This window comes from Nitrobacter sp. Nb-311A (assembly GCF_000152905.1).
Taxonomy (GTDB): Bacteria; Pseudomonadota; Alphaproteobacteria; order Rhizobiales; family Xanthobacteraceae; genus Nitrobacter.
The window spans coordinates 98,849-115,160 of sequence record NZ_AAMY01000010.1; the positions used below are offsets into that span (position 1 = coordinate 98,849).

Genomic DNA, 16,312 nt, shown 5'->3' on the forward strand with positions numbered 1-16,312 from the left:
TCGAGAACAATCATGGGCGGAATGTTTTACCGCGTTGCTTCTGCGAGAAGCCCGAACGCCGAAAAAACCAGCGGTTTTCGCTCGAGATTATAGGTCTCCGTTTCGCGCGCGGCGGTGTTTATCTTTTCCCATACCTCCGCGAGCCGTGCAAGGCGAGGAAGATCGGCGTTCACGTCGCCGGTACGGAGTCGCTCGCCGATCCAACGGTCCACGCTATCGATGAAGGCGCTAAGCGCGGCGCGATCGCTGCCGCTGATGGCGTCCCCCAACGCGTGGAGTTCGCCCGGGTCGACTTGCGGCAGGCGGTTCAACAGCGCCATCGTCCGTTGATGAAGCTTCAGCGCGCCGCCTCCCAGGAGCGCCAGCGCCCGCGCGACGCTTCCTTCGGCCGCGCCGGCGACTTCCTGCAAGGACGCATCGTCAGGCGCGATCCCTACCGCTGCCGCGGCCGCGCGGATCACATCGCTCGCCGCCAGCGGGCGTAGCATCAGCTTGCGACAGCGTGATTGCATCGTCGCCAATACCCGCACCGGAGCATGGCTGACCAGAAAGAACAGCGACCGGTGCGGCGGCTCCTCAAGCACCTTGAGCAGAGCATTGGCGGCGTTGGGGTTGAGTTCGTCGACCGTATCGACGATGCACACCCTCCACCCGTTCCCGGTAGCAGTCGAGCCGAAGAAGGAGATGGTCTCGCGAATTTGCTCGACGCTGATGACCGTGCGCATAATGCCCTTTTCGTTGGGCGTCCGCTCCAGCGTCAGGAGCCCACCATGCGTGCCGGCCGCGACGCCGCGCGCAACCGGATGCGCCAGGTCCAGCTTGAGCGTTTCGGCCGATTGCACGTCGGACATGGCCGGATCGCCGTGAGCTAGCACAAACCGCGCCATCCGATAGGCCAGCGTCGCCTTGCCGATCCCCGGCGCGCCGCCGATCAGCCACGCGTGAGGAATGCGACCGCCACGATAGGCGTCGAGCAAAGTCCGTTCCGCCTCGCCGTGACCGAAGAGCACGGCGGTTTCGCGCGGGTGTGGGAACGGCATTTCCACCGTGGCCGGGCGAGCGATCATGCGCGTGTGACTTGCGTGGCAGTGTCCGCTATCAGCATGCGTTCGCGCAGCGCCGCCCATATTCTCGCGGCCACTGTATCGAGATCGGTGTCGGCATCGATCACCACGCAGCGTTGCGGGTCATTGGCCGCGATTTCGCGATAGGCGTCACGGAGCTTCCGATGAAAAGCAAGGTCCTCCGCCTCAAAGCGGTCCGGCGCGCCGCTGCCACGGCGAGCGGCTGCGCGCTGCAAGCCTACTTCAACGGGGACGTCGAGGATCACCGTCAGGTCAGGCTTGAGATCGCCGATGGTTACCCGCTCCATCGCGTTCAGCACGCCGGGTAGCACGTTCCCCAACTGCCCCTGATAGACGCGGGTCGAATCGGCAAACCGATCGCAAAGCACCCAGACGCCCTGCTCCAGCGCGGGCCTGATTACGGTGCGAACATGATCATCGCGCGCCGCCGCAAATAGCAGAGTCTCAGCGTCAACACCGAGCAGTTTGCCCACTCCCGACAGGACGAGGTGTCGAATAATTTCGGCGCCGGGCGATCCTCCGGGCTCTCGCGTGACGATGGCATGTTGCTTGGCCGCCAGAAGACGTTCGGCGAGAATCTTAATCTGCGTGGATTTGCCGGACCCCTCGCCGCCTTCGAAGGTAATGAAACGTCCGCGCTGCGGGTCGGCTTTGGGCGTGGCCTCGGCCATCAGAGTCTCGCGACACCCGAGCGCACGATTCCGACGACAAGCTCGATCGCTCCATCCAACGCGCGACGCATGGTCGAGCCGACGCCAACGGCTTTCGTGGCATGGACCGGCATCTCTACCGCCACTTCCTTGCCTCGCCAAACCTTGATCACGCCGATCGGTTGCTCAGGCGCAACCGGAGCACGGACCGGCCCGGTATAGACGATGCGCGCGAGTAGTTTGTCGTTGCCGTTCTTCTGAACCATGACCTGGACCGGATCCGATGCGGCGATCTGAACGGAGCCGCTATCACCGCCAAATACCTTGGCATAGCCGACCGGCTGTTCGGCAGCAAACAGGGTCCGGATTTCGAAATTTCGAAAACCCCATTCCAGCAGTTTCTTGGCGGCGGTTGCGCGGTCGTCGGCGCTTTCGAGACCGTTCACCACAACGATCAGCCTCGTGCCGTTTTGAACCACCGAGCCGACCATGCCGTATCCACCCTCCTTGGTGTAGCCGGTCTTGAGCCCGTCAGCTCCGTCCATCGCAGTGAGAAGCGCGTTGCGGTTCAACTGACGAATTTTGTTCCAGGTGAACTCGCGTTCGCCGAACAGCTTGTAAAAATCCGGGTACGTCAAAATGATGTGGCGCGCCAGTACTGCGAGCTCTCGAACGGTCATCTTATTGTCAGGATGTGGGAGACCGTTGGAATTAGCGAAGGTGGAGCGAGTCAGACCCAATTCTCGTGCTCGCGCCGTCATCTTTTCCGCGAAGGCGCTTTCGTTGCCGGCGATACCCTCCGCGAGCGCCATGCAGGAGTCATTGCCGCTCTGGATGATCGCTCCATGCAGGAGATCCTGGACCGAAACGCGGCTGTTGATCGCGGCGAACATGGTCGATCCGCCAGAAGGCGCCCCACCCTTGCGCCAAGTGTTTTCGCTGATGACGTACTCGTCCGTGAGCTTGATCTCGCCTTTCCTGATGGCGTTGAATACGACTTCCGCCGTCATCAGCTTCATCATGCTGGAAGGCGCACGTAGTTCGTCTGCGTTTTTCTCGAAGAGTACGCTGCCGCTTTTGGCTTCGACCAGAATTGCGGTCGGGGCGCTGGTTTCGTAGATTTCTTCTTTCTTCGCGCCCTGGATGCTGTTGTTGGCGGCCAGCACGATTCCGTCCAGGCCGATCGTGAGGACGGCGACAGCCACCAGACCGCGCCAGGCGAACCCCCCGCGTCTGTCGGGCGTGGAAGAACTGGTTGTCATGGTGCGGTTCCGGCTAGGTCCCTTTATCAATTGGAGTGATCGCGAACAACATCGGGCCGCGCCTCTGGCAGCCGGATAAAATCAAAGCAGATTTTTAGCGTTCTCGATAGGTGAGCGACCGCTTAATAGAGCCCTCGGGCGGAGAGTAGCTCGCTCGGTCCACGCTGGTCTACCGGCGCATAAGCGGCGACCGGGCGGATATGGCCTGTAACGTTGCCCTCGCCGTATGAAACCTCTCGCGCGCCTTCCAGAGCCTGCGGATGCGCCGCGGTGCGTCCGGGCGCAGACATTTCGGAATCCGCGCTGATCGATGCGACGTCCATCGTGGTATGGTCGGGCGTATAGGGCCGGCCTCGTGGAGTCGGGATATCGCCGCTGATCGAGCGTTCGGACGGGGCAAGTTCGGGAACAAACGGCCGCGCTGAGGCGATCCTGACGGTGGACGGTGATGGTGCAGGCACGCCTGTTCGCAGGGTTGCCATCAATTGCCGATCATCAGAACCTTCAAGCGGCGCGCGTCCGACATATTCGACACGCACCGCAGCGACGCCATTTCGCTTGAACTCCAGCAGCTCGGCCGCCTTGTTCGAGACATCGATCAGCCGGTTACCGTGATATGGACCGCGATCGTTGACGCGGACCACCAGGGATTTTTTGTTGCCCAGGTTTGTCACTCGGACATAACACGGTAAGGGAAGGGTCGGATGCGCGGCGGACAGCGAGGCCATATCAAAAACCTCGCCGTTGGCCGTCAGACGGCCATGGAAGGCGTCGCCATACCAGGAAGCTAGCCCCTCGGCACGGTATTTGGTGTTTTCCTCGGGAACGTAAACACGTCCGGCGACTGTATAAGGCTTGCCGACCCGATATGTCCCACCCCCCTTTGGCACCGGCTCGCCGGAGGCCACCACACGAGGGCTGCTCGAAACTCCATACTTCGGATCGATCCGGCTGAACTTGCCTGATGAGCTGCAATTGGCCAGCATCAGGCACGCGCCCGCGACGGCTACGGCGCATGCAGCATGCCCGATTCGATCTGAACTTGATTTCCCCATTCGTCCCCAAGACCCGGTCTCTGGCGAACTGCCTTACTCCACCGCGCCGGTCAACATGATACGGTCCATAACCATACCAAGGCGTGAATATATCGCAGAGTAAACAAGGCGGAAATGGGGTGAGCCCGGCGGGGGCGAAACGGGATGGTAAATCAAAGGTCGCGACTCGAAACGCCGGAGACGGCCTCGGCAATTGGCGAATCGAAAGAAATTCCGATCCGGTTCTGCTTGATCCAGATGACCCGGCAAGGCCGAATCACCCGGTCCTTTTCGGTCATGAGCTGGAAACGCGACGGGACAACGGCCGGATTTGGAACTTCGAGGGCGGCTCCCTGTGGAGATGCGTTCAACAGCCGGCACCGCATGCTCAATCCGCCGGTAGAAATGTAAGCCGGCTCGTCGATTTCGACGCGCGGATGTTTGCGGCGGTCTTCCGTTGGTGAGTTCATTGTCTGTACGTCCGCGCGCATATTCGTTTTTACAACGTCACTATGATCTTATCCGAACGCCTCGCCCTTGCGGTGACGGATGGTTGTATCGTGGTCAGCCTAATGAAACACCGATCGCAAGAAATTCCGACATGTTCAGGCCGTATCTTCACCATGTGCGGGAATTACGCCACGTGTTTCGTCGCGGCGATGGTATTGACGCGGGGTCGCGATACTCCAAAAGCATCCAGCGGCGACTTAGGGTCGTACAGGAGGAACGTGGGGAGCTGTTTAAAACCGAGATTGGCAATTTAGTTATATTTCGTAAAGCTTCTATTATGCAGCTGACCGCCTGTCGAAGGGATCGGCGGCGTCCTTACAATCTTCCTTCGTTCCGATATCAAGCATGAAACGGACACCTCTCTGCATTGCGCTCGTGCGAGGGGTACGCTAAGCGGTCGAAATTCCTGTTGGAAGGGTGGCCGAGTGGTTTAAGGCACCGGTCTTGAAATTCGCTAACGGTCGTCCGTTCTCGTATCGTTCGATTGCGAAATGTCCTTATTTGTTGGGCTTTTCTGCAAGTGCGGCCCCGCTTGCTGCCTTCCCGCCCTTCCCCGTGATGGGGAGTTGGGTAGCAAAATGGTAGCAGGATGTTCGCTACCTGTTCGAGCGGCACGGCATTAAGGGCGATGCCGAGCCGAGTTGAGCACCGCCGCAAATCGCTAAGGATCACCCTCCGCGCTTTCCTTGCCGCGGTTCGCGACGACCTCGTAAGAGACTTTGGCGCCGGTCTCGAACGAAGCATTTTTCGCGTGTCACGAAATTAAATTGAAACGCTTTGTTGCTATATCTTCCCGAAAAATTCTAAGGGAAGCGTCAGATGGTAGTCTTGATCACGGGACTGGCGTTGTTCAGCGCAGCCGTATTCGTTGCTCATGCATATGATGCCCTCCGAGTGCAGTGAGTACCGGGGGGATATAGAACAAAAGAACCCCCGCCTGCTCATCACAGGCGGGTATCGTCGAACCGCTTTCAAGCGGTCAGTGCTGTGTCGGCGGACCAGCGTAGATGATTGCCAGCGACGTCTTGAGTGCGTCTATAATCTGCCCGATCTCCTGCTCCGACAGCGTGTCCAAGATATCGAGGATGCGCTGCTCGCGAGCCGTCAGAACACGCGGCGGCTGGTTCGGTTCGGCGGCTGTCGCCTGGATGCGCTTGCTCCTGCTCATAGCGTCGCCTCGTCGATCTCCCGGTCGAGCGTGTCGCCGTGCGCGCCGCTTCGGGTCCAGCCCAAACTCGGCTCGTCGTCAACGCCCGGCTCAGAGCCGTCATGCTCGTCCTCGAAGTCGCCTTGAAGGCCATCGGTGTGGCCGGTCGTGGTCCAGCCAAGCGAATATTCTTCGTCCGCTTCCTGGCCATTGCCGTAGTCGGCCTCCAACTCGTCGTCGTATTCGCTGCGGGGCGTTGTACACTCGTCCGCCGTCACGCCGCAGAACGAAAACTCCAGTTCGCGGTCGTCGCACGGAACGTGTAGCCGTCTGTCGCGTCCGTGAAGGCGATCAGCCTCTCAATTTCCTCGGATGCCATTTCCCGCAACTTGCGGACTCGCTGGTGCGTTTTCTCTGCTCGCCGCTGTTGGGTAGCCGGTTGGGGCGAGATCGAATTCACGGCCAAATCTGGCCGAATGACGTGCATGTTCATGGTGGCTCTCTGGATTGCCGGCTTGTCACGGCCGGGTACCAGCGGACAGCGCTGGCGCCGGGAGGGTGACAACACCGCCAGAGACGATGCGCAACGGCCTTTCCCTTGCGGGTCTTATATAGCCGCCGCTCTCCCGACATAATGCGCCGGTCGCGCCGGCGGCTATCGGCACGTTTCTATCGATGGCGATGGAAGATCCCGGCAAGGATCGCCTTGCCATCGCTCTGGTGCCAAACAGGCCCGGCAAGGCCTTTGGCGGGAGTTGTCACGCTCCGTCCGCATCCTACCCTGATTTGCTAACGAAATCACCCCCTCCAAGGGCAGCTTTGCTGCGCCTGCAACTTGCGGTAGCCTTCTAAAAAAAGGGGGTGGCTCAATGGGGGTAGAAGATATCGTCGTTTCGATCACGACGCTGGTCGAGGCTCGGCCATTACAGCAGCCAGTGGGGCCTATCGTCATTCCTCCGCAGGATGATGAAGTTGACCCAGACACGGACCCACTCGGCTATGCCGAAGGCCAATCGTTTATGATCGAGTACACCGACGCCAAAGGGCAGCAGTCGCGGCGGCGGATAACCGTTTACGACATCGTTGCGGGCCGCAACGGCATCCCGTGTCTTCGAGCGCGATGTCATGAACGGAAGGCAACCCGGCAGTTTCGCGTTGACCGGATCCAATGCTGCATCGATTTTGATGGAGAAGTGCACGACGACGTTCCAGAATTTATGGCCGAAACATTCGGCATGCCCATCCGGGTCGCCCGCACCCGGGAGACCAGCGAAAGCGAGAATCGATGGCCTTCAATTGTCGCGTTGCTGAGGAACGACGCTGTCCTCCTGTCCTCGCTTTCGCGAGTTGATGGCACGCTGAAGTCGTCTGAAGTAGATGAAGCTCTTAACCATCTGGCCAACATCGTCGAGCGAAACAACATCTTCCTGACAGATACCGAGGTTGCGTCGATAAGAACCTACATCAAGCGACTCCGCCCAAACTCTGAAGCTATCAGCCGCTCGCTGGTCGGCATAAGAGCGTCCGGCCCCGACCATGTGCGAAGTTTTCTCATCGCTGCGAAAAAGGTGATCGAGGCTGACGCCATTCTCCACACCTCTGAAATCGCTTTAATCAACGACATCGCGCGAGAATTTATTGGAGTCGAATTGACATGACGAGCATTACAGTCAGCTCCCCTTTGCGTTTCCGCGCGTCTGCAGCCCGCGGTAGGCTTCTCCGAAACGGCGGGGCTGCGGGGAGCTTATGGCTATCGAAGACTTGGTTGATGATTTCTGGCGCGAAGCGCTGACGGCCAATCTTACCACCGGACCGCAGGCTCAAGCAAAGTGGGTGTCATTTGTCTACGATTTGCAGGCCTTGGACAAGGGGGGTCCGCCTTATTTCGCTTATTCCGCTGACGCGCCGGGATTTCGATGGGTGAAGCTCAAGCGAAAACAAAAGCCCTTCTGGCCAAGCATCCATTTTGCTGCTTTTGCGGTGGAGCGGAACGGTCAACAACAATCGACCATCAGCCCGCCCGCTCCTTATTCGATCGAAAGCAATGGCCGGAGGGCTATGCATTCCCGGCCTGCTATTCCTGCAACCAGGAAAGCCGCAAACATGAAAACGTTTTGGCCCTTCTCGTACGAATCAACGCCAGCAGCGTAGGCTACACCGAGGCCAGACGACATGAGTTCCAAAAGTATATCCGGGCCATGAACAATAATTTTCCGGATCTGCTTCGAATACTGACGTCTAACGAAAAGCGCCAATATTTCCGGAATGAGAGGCTGCCACGCCCCAGAGGTATAGGTCTGTCCAATCTTCCGATGGTCGGCATCGGGTCAGACCTGGCCAATGAGTCCGTCAACAGTGTGATGAAGAAGCTGCTCAAAGCACTGCACTACAGACACACTGGACACATCTTGCCACGAGGCGGATCGATAGAGCTCAAGTGGATTACCAATGCGTACCTTCACACGCTCAAGGAAGATCAGGAGTTTATTGGTTCTCTGACTGGCGTCCCGACGCTCACACGAAATGGAACGGACCTTTCCAGCCAGTTTTCTTATCGGTATGGGATCGACCTTGAAAAACTGGTGTCGGCATTCGTTATTGTCTTTCGCAACTCATTGATCGGAATTGGTATTGTTGCTCATGATGAGCGAATCTTTCAATGCGAGGCGGACCAAGCCAGCTGAAAAGCGTCACCGCTTCCTATCCGTGAGCGGGATCGTCGTGTGCCCCATGCCGTGGTAGCAAAAGCCTCGAGACGGAGAATAGTCTGATCGCCTTTGTGCCCGTCGCCTGGCCCGATGCGTCCTTGCCGTCGGATTGAAATCGACGCGATGACGGCGCCCAGGAAGGAAAGCGCCGCGTCCGAATGTGATAACTCAACTCGACTACTTCCCGTTTTGTGCATTGCCTTTCATGCTCTTAATCACCCTATCGAGCCGATCTTTTTGAATTGACCTGAGAATGAACGGCAGCGTCAACGACGCGAGAAATGCAAGTACCCAGTCTCACAAAGATTAGACTGAAGAAGCACGTTTGAGTCCAGTTATTCCATCCGTAGCCTCGTAAGGCGCTATCAGCATTAAAAACTCGCCAATATCTTCGGTGAATGCGCGTCGGAATCGTAGAACCACCATTCCGACGCCCTTTCCCGCTAACCCACCGCCTGCCGAACCTGTTACGACGCAGCGACCTTGAGGAGCTTGATCGCTTCGAAGTTGTTTACGTCACCGCCGACGCGCCGATACATGTAGAATCGGACGTTGGGCTTGTCCGTGTATGGATCGCGCAGCAGCCGATCGCCGCGACGGTCGACGATGGTGTAGCCTTCGCCAAAATCGCCAAAGGCAATCGGATACGTGCCGGCCTCGACGTCTGGCATGTCCTCGGCCAGGACAACGGCATGACCGAGCAGCATGGGCGGCTGGCCTACTGCGATCGCGTTCTGCCAGACATATGCCCCATCGACATCCTTGAACTTGCGCACCATGCCGGCAGTACGCTTGTTCATCATCCACACCGCCTTGTCGCGATACTCGCCCTTCAGTTCGCTCTGCAGATCGATCAGGCAATCGGCTGGCGAAACGGTTGCGGTCGCTACCTTAAAGCCGGCGGCGTCGGCCGTCGGCACATACTGGAGTGTCCCCCACGCGCGAGTGTCGTCGTCGGTGGATGCGGTCGGATAGGTGAGGAAACCACGCGGCCGCAGCACGCCGTCGCCATTGAAGAACGCGGACGTTTCCATGCGGGTGAACTTCTTGCCGCACTTGTCGACGAGCCATGCGCCGATGTCGATCGATGAATCATCGAGCAGCTTCTGTGTCACCTTGGGCATCGCATAAATTTCCCGAACCGGGATTCTCAGCTTTCCAAGGTCAGGCGTGTTGGTATCGGGGCGGGCTTGCTTTTCACCGACCCAGCCGGCATCCGGCTCGTTGATGTCAACCAGCTCTTCGAACGAGTCGCTACCGATGGTGACGACGCGAGCGAAGCGCCGTAATGGCGACGATTCGAAAACGCGCGTTGTGATCGAGCTGGAAAGTGTCGGATAGACTGCATAGCCGCCTTCAGGGTCGGATCCGACCGACATGCCCTTGGTCTGAATCGCTTCCTGAATGCCCGCATGGTCGCCGGACTTGATGTAGGTGCGGAACGCCTCGCCGATTTCCTTCAACTCATGATCGTCATTCTCGCCACCGCGAGCACCGCCAAGAGCTAACCGATTCAGCCGAGCCTCAAGCCCCTCTCGTTCCTTTTTCTCGCTGTCGAGTCTGTTGTCGATGTTCTTACGAAACTGCGCTATCGCATCGCCCTGCTCGTTGAGCAACGTGCCAAGTTCGGTCAAATCCATCTCAGTATCCCCGTAGGTGTTTCGGGGAAATATAAATCTCCGACGCCTACACTTCCTCGGATTTATCTAGTTTCCGCCGAAGTTTCCTTCTAAGGCGGTCCCTCATGGTATCGACCTGATGGGCCGGTGCATATAGCTGCGCTGCCCGCTCGCAAGCCCTGTGGACGCTTTGCGAGACACCGGCTTTGAAAAGCCCTTCGGCATACTCGAGCGCTTTTGTGTCATCTATAGCCTTGCGACCGGAATGTTTGCCGGTCAGAATTGCCGACGCTGTGCGCAGCCGGCCGTCGCCTGTCCGTTCGGCAACGGCATGGCACAATCTGGCTATGCGCTCAGAGATATCTACTTCAGGCATTACCCTGACATTCCAAGTGAGGCGCTGCTTCCAGTTCGTCGGCGACGCCTCGAAGCCAGGCCGCTACAGAGGCCGCGCCACCATCTGCAAGCGCCGCCTGAACGCCGACGCCGATCAAAGCTGTTGCTATTCCGTGCTCGCAAAGATGGCCTCGAAGTCGTCCAGCCAAGTCGGTGAGCCGCGCGGCAAACTCCCGCGTCAATTCCTGCTGCCTTTCGTCGTATCGATCGGTCATCATGGTTCCTTTCAGGGCAGATCATTCCCTCGCGCGCGCGTGAGAGAAAACTGTATTTGCAATAGCGTTGTGGGGGGCCGCCGGTGTGCGGCCTGGAACCTGCAGAGATTTCATACCCCCGCCCCTAGCCGGTAAAGCCGTGACGCGTAATGACACATTATGACACATTTTTCGGATAACCCTCGTGACGCGCGCGTGTACACGGGTAAACAGACTTATAAGGGGAAACGCGTCATTATGCGTCACGCGTCACTCCCCTTGACCATCGTCCTGAGCCGAACAAAGCGGAAAGCGCGAGTGCCGACATTCGGAATGCGGTAGGGCTCAAAGCCGCGCCGCTGCATCGATTGACCGAACGACTTCTTGCTGCCCGGCTCATCACCGGCCTTGTGAGCGTATTCCGCCCATGACTCGAATAGATCGGACGAGCGGTCCCATATTCCGTTCGGGCCGCGATCTTTCTTCACCTCGCAGCAGTCCTCCAGCCACTGCCCCATCAAGTCTTGATCGGAGAAGTAAGCCGCGGTCGCCGCGTTCACGCTCTCGGGCCGGCAAAGGCCGTTGCGCTGCCAGTCTAGGCAACCCTCGATCATCCATTGCAGGATCGCCGGTGCCTCGATCATTAGCTTGCGCTCCAGATCGCGATCCGGCGTCTCGGGGCTGTGAATGACGGGAATGATGTTGAACCGCCGGCGCGCGGCGTCATCGACGCTATGCAGCACCGGCTGGTGATTGCCGATGATGGTAAGCTTGAACTGCGGTTTGAACGTGAAGAAGTCCTGCCGCATGAATCGAGCGGTGATCGGATCGCCGCCGGTCATCTGCTTGATGCGAGCCTCGGCCCAGGCTCGGCCTTCCTCGGTCTCCGAGGCTGTGACGATCCGAGCGCCACGAAGCATCGCGAGGTCAGTTGGATGCTGCGCATACTTCCCGGCCGAGAAGGTTTCCATCGCGGCCGTGGTTGCGTAGTCGTTCATGATCGACGTGACGATGTTGATGAAGACGGATTTGCCGTTGCCGCCGCTACCATGCACAAAGGCAAGCGCGTGCTCGCGGGTAATCCCCGTGAGACAGTATCCGCACCATTGCCGCAGAAAGCGGATCAGATCGACGTCGCCGCGGGTCGCCTCGTTGAGAAACCGCTTCCATAGCGGACAATCCTGATCGAGCGGCGCAACGGATGTTGCCTTGGTGATCCCCTCATCCTGACGGGGCTCGTGCAGTATCCCGGTTTGGAGATCGACGGTGCCGCCCGGCGTACCGAGTTTCCATGGGTCGCGGTCCCAATAGCTGGCGGTGACCGCGACCTTGGGATCGACCTGGGCAAATCGCTCGACCGCGTTCGCAAAAGAAACCTTGCTGGTGAGATATCGGCCCCGCTTGTCCTGATCCTCTGCCAGCTTGCGCGCCAGTTCGCGAGCCCACTGAAATGCGCACCCGGTATCATCCCGCTTCCAAAACACGCCGTTCCACCGAAACCACGCGCCGGTCGTGTGGCAGTAGCGGAGATCGCCGCAATGCTCGTCGACGAACTCCATTGCAGCCGAATCCTCGGTCACGATGTCATTCGCCAGCGGTTCAATTCGTCGCGTTTTGATGTCTTCGTGGTGCGGGGGAACGGCGGTGGTCATCTACGCATGGCCCTCCATGCATCGTTGATGTCGTTGCCAATACGAGACGAAACGATGTTCACCGGCTTCCTGGCCGCGAGGTAGCGCTTGGCGCAGGTCTTCACGGCGCGCCTGCTCGTCGGGTCGTTCTCTTCAAGGATCGTGATTTCTGCCGGCCGTTTCAGAACCGGGAATGTCTTCACCGCGACGCTGGACCCGAGCGCCCAAGCCGGTCGATAGCCAGCCTCGCGCGCTGACATGACCGTCTCGACGCCCTCGCCTATCGTGATTGTGTCGCCGGACTCCGGGTCCAGCTTGATCGCTGAACCTTTGGCAATTCCGAACATCTTCCGATCGATCTTCTCGGCCGTGTCGCTGTTCAGATAGGTCCGGTGGATTCCTGTCGGCTCATCCGTCTCGATATTGCGTAGCAGGCAGACCATGCCGGGATAGCGGGTCTGCGGGCCGTAATAGAGCGCGGCATGAAAGCGGATGACGCGGCTGGCAATTTCGGCCGGTAAAGAAAGCCCGCGCTGCTCGCGAAGATATCGCTCAACAAGCGTCCCGCGCGGATCAATCGATTCCTCCCATATGCGCAGCGCGAATGCCTTGTTGCGCTCTTTTTTAGGATCCGGCCCGGAGTCGGTGACCGCGAAAGGCGTGGCCCGCTCTCGTCTCTGGCCCGGTCCCCACGGCTCGAGCCCGAGACGCTCACGAACGTAGTCGCGGCATTCCTTCCAGTCGTCACCGGCATGGCCGTAGACCATAAAACCGGCAGGCGCCGGTCGGTTTAGGGTAATGCTAAGCGAGCGATCCGCCTTGCTGTGTCCTGGTCCGGGCACGTTCACGCTGGCGCGACTGATAACGTCGCCGCCCATGATCCGGGCGATGGTGCGGATATCCATCAATCACCCGAATTTATGTCGCATCGTCCGGTCGGGTACCGAGCATCTGCCGGAGCGGTGAATAAGCGCTCGAACGCAGCGGTTGGCACCAAGAGGCGCTTGCCGATCCGGATAGTTGGAATGTCACCGCGCCGCGCAGCTTCGTAGGCAAGGTTGCGGCTAACGCCGAGCCGCTCCGCGGCCTCCGGCACGGTAATTGTCAACTTGGCTGGCGTCATTCCCTGCATCTCCAATTTCAGGCCAGTGAGCACCTGACGTGCTCACGTAGTGTCATGTATGACACTATATTCGGAATGATGTCAAGGAAGTCGTTTCACTTGTGAAACTATAAGTCTCGTGCCATGCTGTCCCATCAAGCAGCGGAGATATCGATGGCACGAAAGCCTACAGAGTTGGCGCCGATCATGACGCGCATCCCGGAGCACCTACGGCGGCGTCTGGAGCAAGATGCTGCCCGCAACGGTCGATCGATGAACTCGGAAATCATCCACAGGCTGGATGGATCATTCCACTCCGAGATCCAGAACCTTCTTGAAGTGATCGTGAACGCGACGTTGGGGGGCCGCGAGCCGAAATGGATCACTCCCGAGCACGGCCGCGAGATTAAATTTAGCCCCTCAATCAAAGCGCTGATGAAACAGCGCATCGGTGGCTTTATCGACTCGCTGCCGGAATGTGCCGAGTCCACTCTGTCCAAGGAGGAGTCCGAAGAGCTCTGGCAGATGGTGCAAGCCGAACAAGAGAAAATTGACGAGCAAAAGAAGCGGCGCAGCAAATGAAGGGGTCAATCCGCGAGCGCTCCCCCGGCCATTGGGCCATCATCCTCGAGCAACGTGACGCCGCCACCGGTAAGCGCAAACGCAAGTGGCACAGCTTCAACGGCACCAAGCGGCAAGCGCAGGTCGAATGTGCGAGGCTCATATCCGCTATGAAGGGCGGCACCTACATCGAGCCCGATAAAACCACGCTGGCAACCTTCCTCGATAAGTGGGTCGATCACATCAAGGCACACGTTTCGCCGCGATCGCACGAGCGCTATGCCGATATCGCACGAACATTATTCCGCTGCTCGGTGGCGTCACGCTCAACAAACTGCGGCCGGCACAGATAGCGGAAGCCTACGCCACCGCACTGGCCAGCGGCCGGCGCGACGGCAAGGGTGGCCTATCACCTCGCACCGTCCACCACATGCACCGCATCCTTAAACAGGCCCTTGGGCAGGCCGTGAAATGGGAACTGCTCAACCGAAATCCCTGCGATGCCGTTGACCCGCCCAAGGTCGAGCGCACCGCGATGCACACCTTTGACTTGCCGCAGACGGCCGCACTTATCGACGCCTTGCGCGGCACGCGGATGCTGATTCCCGCGTTGCTGGCGGTGCTATGCGGTTTACGGCGTGGCGAACTGGCGGCCCTCCGGTGGCGTAACGTCGATCTCGGTGCTGGTCAGATTGCCGTTGTCGAGAGTGCGGAAGAAACCAAGGATGGCGTCCGCTACAAAGAGCCCAAGAGCGGCCGGGCGCGCACCGTGGCGCTATCGTCAACAATGATCGATGAGTTGAAGGCGCACCGGGCAAGACAAGCCCAGGAGCTTCTAAAGCTCGGCGTTCGCCTGTCCAGGGATTCGTTTGTGGTGGCTCAGGCTGACGCCAGCCCATTGAAACCGACCAGCATCACACATGAATGGGTGCGCCTCCTTGGCCGGACTACCCTGCCCCGTATCCGGTTCCACGACTTGCGCCACGCCCACGCGACACACATGCTCGCCAGCGGCGTTCATCCGAAGATCGCCAGCGAGAGGCTTGGCCACAGCAAGGTCGGCATCACACTGGATCTGTATTCGCACGTCCTGCCGAATATGCAGGCCGATGCCGTGGCGCAGGTTGACGATGCGCTACGTGCCGCCATAAACAAGCGCACCAAGGACATTGGGTAGCAAAGCGGTAGCAAATGGCCTTTTTCGATAACCGGCCTCGCGACGATAGCTAAACAATATCAATCTGTTGGAAGGGTGGCCGAGTGGTTTAAGGCACCGGTCTTGAAAACCGGCGTGGGTGCAAGCCCACCGTGGGTTCGAATCCCACCCCTTCCGCCAGTAAAGTGTCCTCACCATATCAAGCTAATACGCATTGTCGAGAGAAGTGGCTGTGCCGCAGTCACTTCCTCACCTTCAACGGTTCAAATCAGTCCGAGCCGTTGCAGATCAATCCGTGGAATTAGCGGGGAATATGGCATGGAATTGGAGGACATTTCTTATGGGGAAACTCTCTGCTGCCACCGTCAAGGCCGCAAAGTGTCAATCGGCTCGCAAATTTGACCCCGTATCGGCGTTCAATTTTGACCCCTTCGCGCGGCGTGGTTTGAGGGTAGCGCTCGACTCGTCGGAGCTGGCCGGGATTGCGGAGACGAGACGAGCGCGGGTGGCGTGATCGTCGTCGCGGCTTTTGAAGCGCCAGCTGTCGTTACCGGTTTCGACGATGTCGCAGTGGTGGGTCAACCGGTCGAGCAGCGCGGTGGTCATCTTGGCGTCGCCGAACACGCTGGGCCATTCGCCGAAGGCGAGATTGGTGGTGACGATGACGGAAGCACGCTCGTAGAGCCGGCTGACGAGATGGAACAGCAACTGGCCGCCGGATTGGGCAAAGGGCAGATATCCGAGTTCGTCGAGCACGATGAAGTCCATCCGGGTCAGATGTTCGGCAAGCCGGCCCTGACGTCCGTTACGGGTCTCGATCTCGAGGCGATTGACGAGGTCGACCACGTTGTAGAAGCGACCGCGGGCGCCGGATCGGATGCAGCTTCTGGCGATTGCGATGGCCAGGTGGGTTTTGCCTGTGCCGGTGCCGCCGACGAGCACGACGTTGCGCTGCTGGGCGATGAAGCCGCCGCCGGCGAGATCATTGACGAGCGTCTGATTGATCGGCGTGCCTTCGAACTGGAAGTCATCGAGATCCTTGGCCAATGGCAGCTTGGCGATGGTGAGCTGGTACTTGATCGACCGCGCCTGCTTCTCGTTGATCTCGGCGCTGAGCAGGTCGCCGACGATGTGCTGAGGTTCGTGCTGGCGCTTGACGGCCGTCGCCATGATCTCGTCGAAGGCAGCCCTCATTCCGTAGAGTTTGAGCTCACCATGAGGTCGAAGATTTGGGTTCGTTCCATCAGATGGTCCTCC

Annotated in this window: 17 protein-coding genes, 1 tRNA gene and 1 pseudogene; 6 read left to right on the top strand and 13 right to left on the bottom strand. The window is 59.1% G+C overall.

What is annotated here, in order from left to right; genetic code table 11:
- Nucleotides 1–26: 26 nt before the first annotated feature.
- The 7 genes from NB311A_RS05750 to NB311A_RS05780 all read right to left on the bottom strand — a co-directional run bounded on the left by NB311A_RS05750 (nucleotide 27) and on the right by NB311A_RS05780 (nucleotide 5,966).
- Nucleotides 27–1,067 carry a DNA polymerase III subunit delta' gene (locus tag NB311A_RS05750; RefSeq protein ID WP_009797523.1) on the bottom strand — a complete coding sequence of 347 codons (1,041 nt, stop codon included), beginning with the start codon at nucleotides 1,065–1,067 and terminating at the stop codon, nucleotides 27–29.
- Nucleotides 1,064–1,756, bottom strand: coding sequence for a dTMP kinase (gene tmk, locus NB311A_RS05755; RefSeq protein WP_009797524.1), 693 nt, complete (start codon nucleotides 1,754–1,756; stop codon nucleotides 1,064–1,066). Before tmk ends, NB311A_RS05750 begins: the two co-directional genes overlap by 4 nt.
- Nucleotides 1,756–2,997 (bottom strand): D-alanyl-D-alanine carboxypeptidase family protein, encoded by a 1,242-nt coding sequence (locus tag NB311A_RS05760; protein ID WP_009797525.1) that lies wholly within the window; start codon nucleotides 2,995–2,997, stop codon nucleotides 1,756–1,758. The genes tmk and NB311A_RS05760 overlap by 1 nt, the downstream gene beginning before the upstream one ends.
- A gap of 122 nt (nucleotides 2,998–3,119) precedes the next feature.
- Nucleotides 3,120–4,052 carry a septal ring lytic transglycosylase RlpA family protein gene (locus NB311A_RS05765; RefSeq protein ID WP_050752066.1) on the bottom strand — a complete coding sequence of 311 codons (933 nt, stop codon included), beginning with the start codon at nucleotides 4,050–4,052 and terminating at the stop codon, nucleotides 3,120–3,122.
- Between the two features lie 152 nt (nucleotides 4,053–4,204).
- Entirely contained in the window at nucleotides 4,205–4,522 is a 318-nt protein-coding gene (locus NB311A_RS05770; protein WP_009797527.1) for a PilZ domain-containing protein, read from the bottom strand.
- Between the two features lie 998 nt (nucleotides 4,523–5,520).
- Nucleotides 5,521–5,709, bottom strand: coding sequence for a hypothetical protein (locus tag NB311A_RS05775; protein WP_009797528.1), 189 nt, complete (start codon nucleotides 5,707–5,709; stop codon nucleotides 5,521–5,523).
- Entirely contained in the window at nucleotides 5,706–5,966 is a 261-nt protein-coding gene (locus NB311A_RS05780) for a hypothetical protein (protein WP_009797529.1), read from the bottom strand. Before NB311A_RS05780 ends, NB311A_RS05775 begins: the two co-directional genes overlap by 4 nt.
- Before the next feature lie 591 nt (nucleotides 5,967–6,557).
- On the opposite strand from NB311A_RS05780, the gene NB311A_RS21515 reads away from it, so the two are divergent.
- The 3 genes from NB311A_RS21515 (at nucleotide 6,558) to NB311A_RS21790 (ending at nucleotide 8,372) form a co-directional block, all read left to right on the top strand.
- A complete protein-coding gene (locus NB311A_RS21515) occupies nucleotides 6,558–7,346 on the top strand; it encodes a WYL domain-containing protein (RefSeq protein ID WP_131522880.1) in 789 nt (262 codons plus the stop codon).
- An 88-nt stretch (nucleotides 7,347–7,434) separates the two neighbouring features.
- Nucleotides 7,435–7,839 carry a hypothetical protein gene (locus tag NB311A_RS22215; protein ID WP_009797533.1) on the top strand — a complete coding sequence of 135 codons (405 nt, stop codon included), beginning with the start codon at nucleotides 7,435–7,437 and terminating at the stop codon, nucleotides 7,837–7,839.
- Nucleotides 7,803–8,372 carry a hypothetical protein gene (locus NB311A_RS21790; RefSeq protein WP_207382346.1) on the top strand — a complete coding sequence of 190 codons (570 nt, stop codon included), beginning with the start codon at nucleotides 7,803–7,805 and terminating at the stop codon, nucleotides 8,370–8,372. The genes NB311A_RS22215 and NB311A_RS21790 overlap by 37 nt, the downstream gene beginning before the upstream one ends.
- 491 nt (nucleotides 8,373–8,863) lie before the next feature.
- Here the strand turns inward: NB311A_RS21790 and NB311A_RS05810 are convergent, their stop codons facing one another.
- From NB311A_RS05810 to NB311A_RS05835, 5 genes are all read right to left on the bottom strand, one after another.
- The gene (locus tag NB311A_RS05810; protein ID WP_009797535.1) at nucleotides 8,864–10,036 is read right to left on the bottom strand and encodes a phage major capsid protein; all 1,173 of its coding nucleotides are present in this window, start codon (nucleotides 10,034–10,036) and stop codon (nucleotides 8,864–8,866) included.
- A gap of 347 nt (nucleotides 10,037–10,383) precedes the next feature.
- Nucleotides 10,384–10,629 carry a hypothetical protein gene (locus NB311A_RS05820; RefSeq protein WP_009797537.1) on the bottom strand — a complete coding sequence of 82 codons (246 nt, stop codon included), beginning with the start codon at nucleotides 10,627–10,629 and terminating at the stop codon, nucleotides 10,384–10,386.
- Nucleotides 10,630–10,868: 239 nt separating this feature from the next.
- Nucleotides 10,869–12,257, bottom strand: coding sequence for a phage/plasmid primase, P4 family (locus tag NB311A_RS05825; RefSeq protein WP_009797538.1), 1,389 nt, complete (start codon nucleotides 12,255–12,257; stop codon nucleotides 10,869–10,871).
- Nucleotides 12,254–13,141: a toprim domain-containing protein gene (locus NB311A_RS05830; protein WP_009797539.1), complete on the bottom strand. Its 888-nt coding sequence runs from the start codon at nucleotides 13,139–13,141 to the stop codon at nucleotides 12,254–12,256. The genes NB311A_RS05825 and NB311A_RS05830 overlap by 4 nt, the downstream gene beginning before the upstream one ends.
- Complete coding sequence (locus tag NB311A_RS05835) at nucleotides 13,141–13,359, bottom strand: helix-turn-helix domain-containing protein (protein WP_207382347.1); 219 nt, start codon at nucleotides 13,357–13,359, stop codon at nucleotides 13,141–13,143. The genes NB311A_RS05830 and NB311A_RS05835 overlap by 1 nt, the downstream gene beginning before the upstream one ends.
- A gap of 153 nt (nucleotides 13,360–13,512) precedes the next feature.
- Here NB311A_RS05835 and NB311A_RS05840 point away from each other — a divergent pair, with 153 nt between their 5' ends.
- From NB311A_RS05840 to NB311A_RS05850, 3 genes are all read left to right on the top strand, one after another.
- The gene (locus NB311A_RS05840) at nucleotides 13,513–13,920 is read left to right on the top strand and encodes an Arc family DNA-binding protein (protein ID WP_165475225.1); all 408 of its coding nucleotides are present in this window, start codon (nucleotides 13,513–13,515) and stop codon (nucleotides 13,918–13,920) included.
- A gap of 208 nt (nucleotides 13,921–14,128) precedes the next feature.
- Nucleotides 14,129–15,076, top strand: a complete 948-nt coding sequence (locus NB311A_RS22220; RefSeq protein WP_245256935.1) for a site-specific integrase — start codon at nucleotides 14,129–14,131, stop codon at nucleotides 15,074–15,076.
- 69 nt (nucleotides 15,077–15,145) lie between these two features.
- Nucleotides 15,146–15,235 (top strand) — tRNA-Ser (locus NB311A_RS05850).
- 201 nt (nucleotides 15,236–15,436) lie between these two features.
- Here the strand turns inward: NB311A_RS05850 and istB are convergent.
- A pseudogene (istB, locus tag NB311A_RS05855) lies at nucleotides 15,437–16,299 on the bottom strand (IS21-like element helper ATPase IstB).
- Nucleotides 16,300–16,312 lie beyond the last annotated feature (13 nt).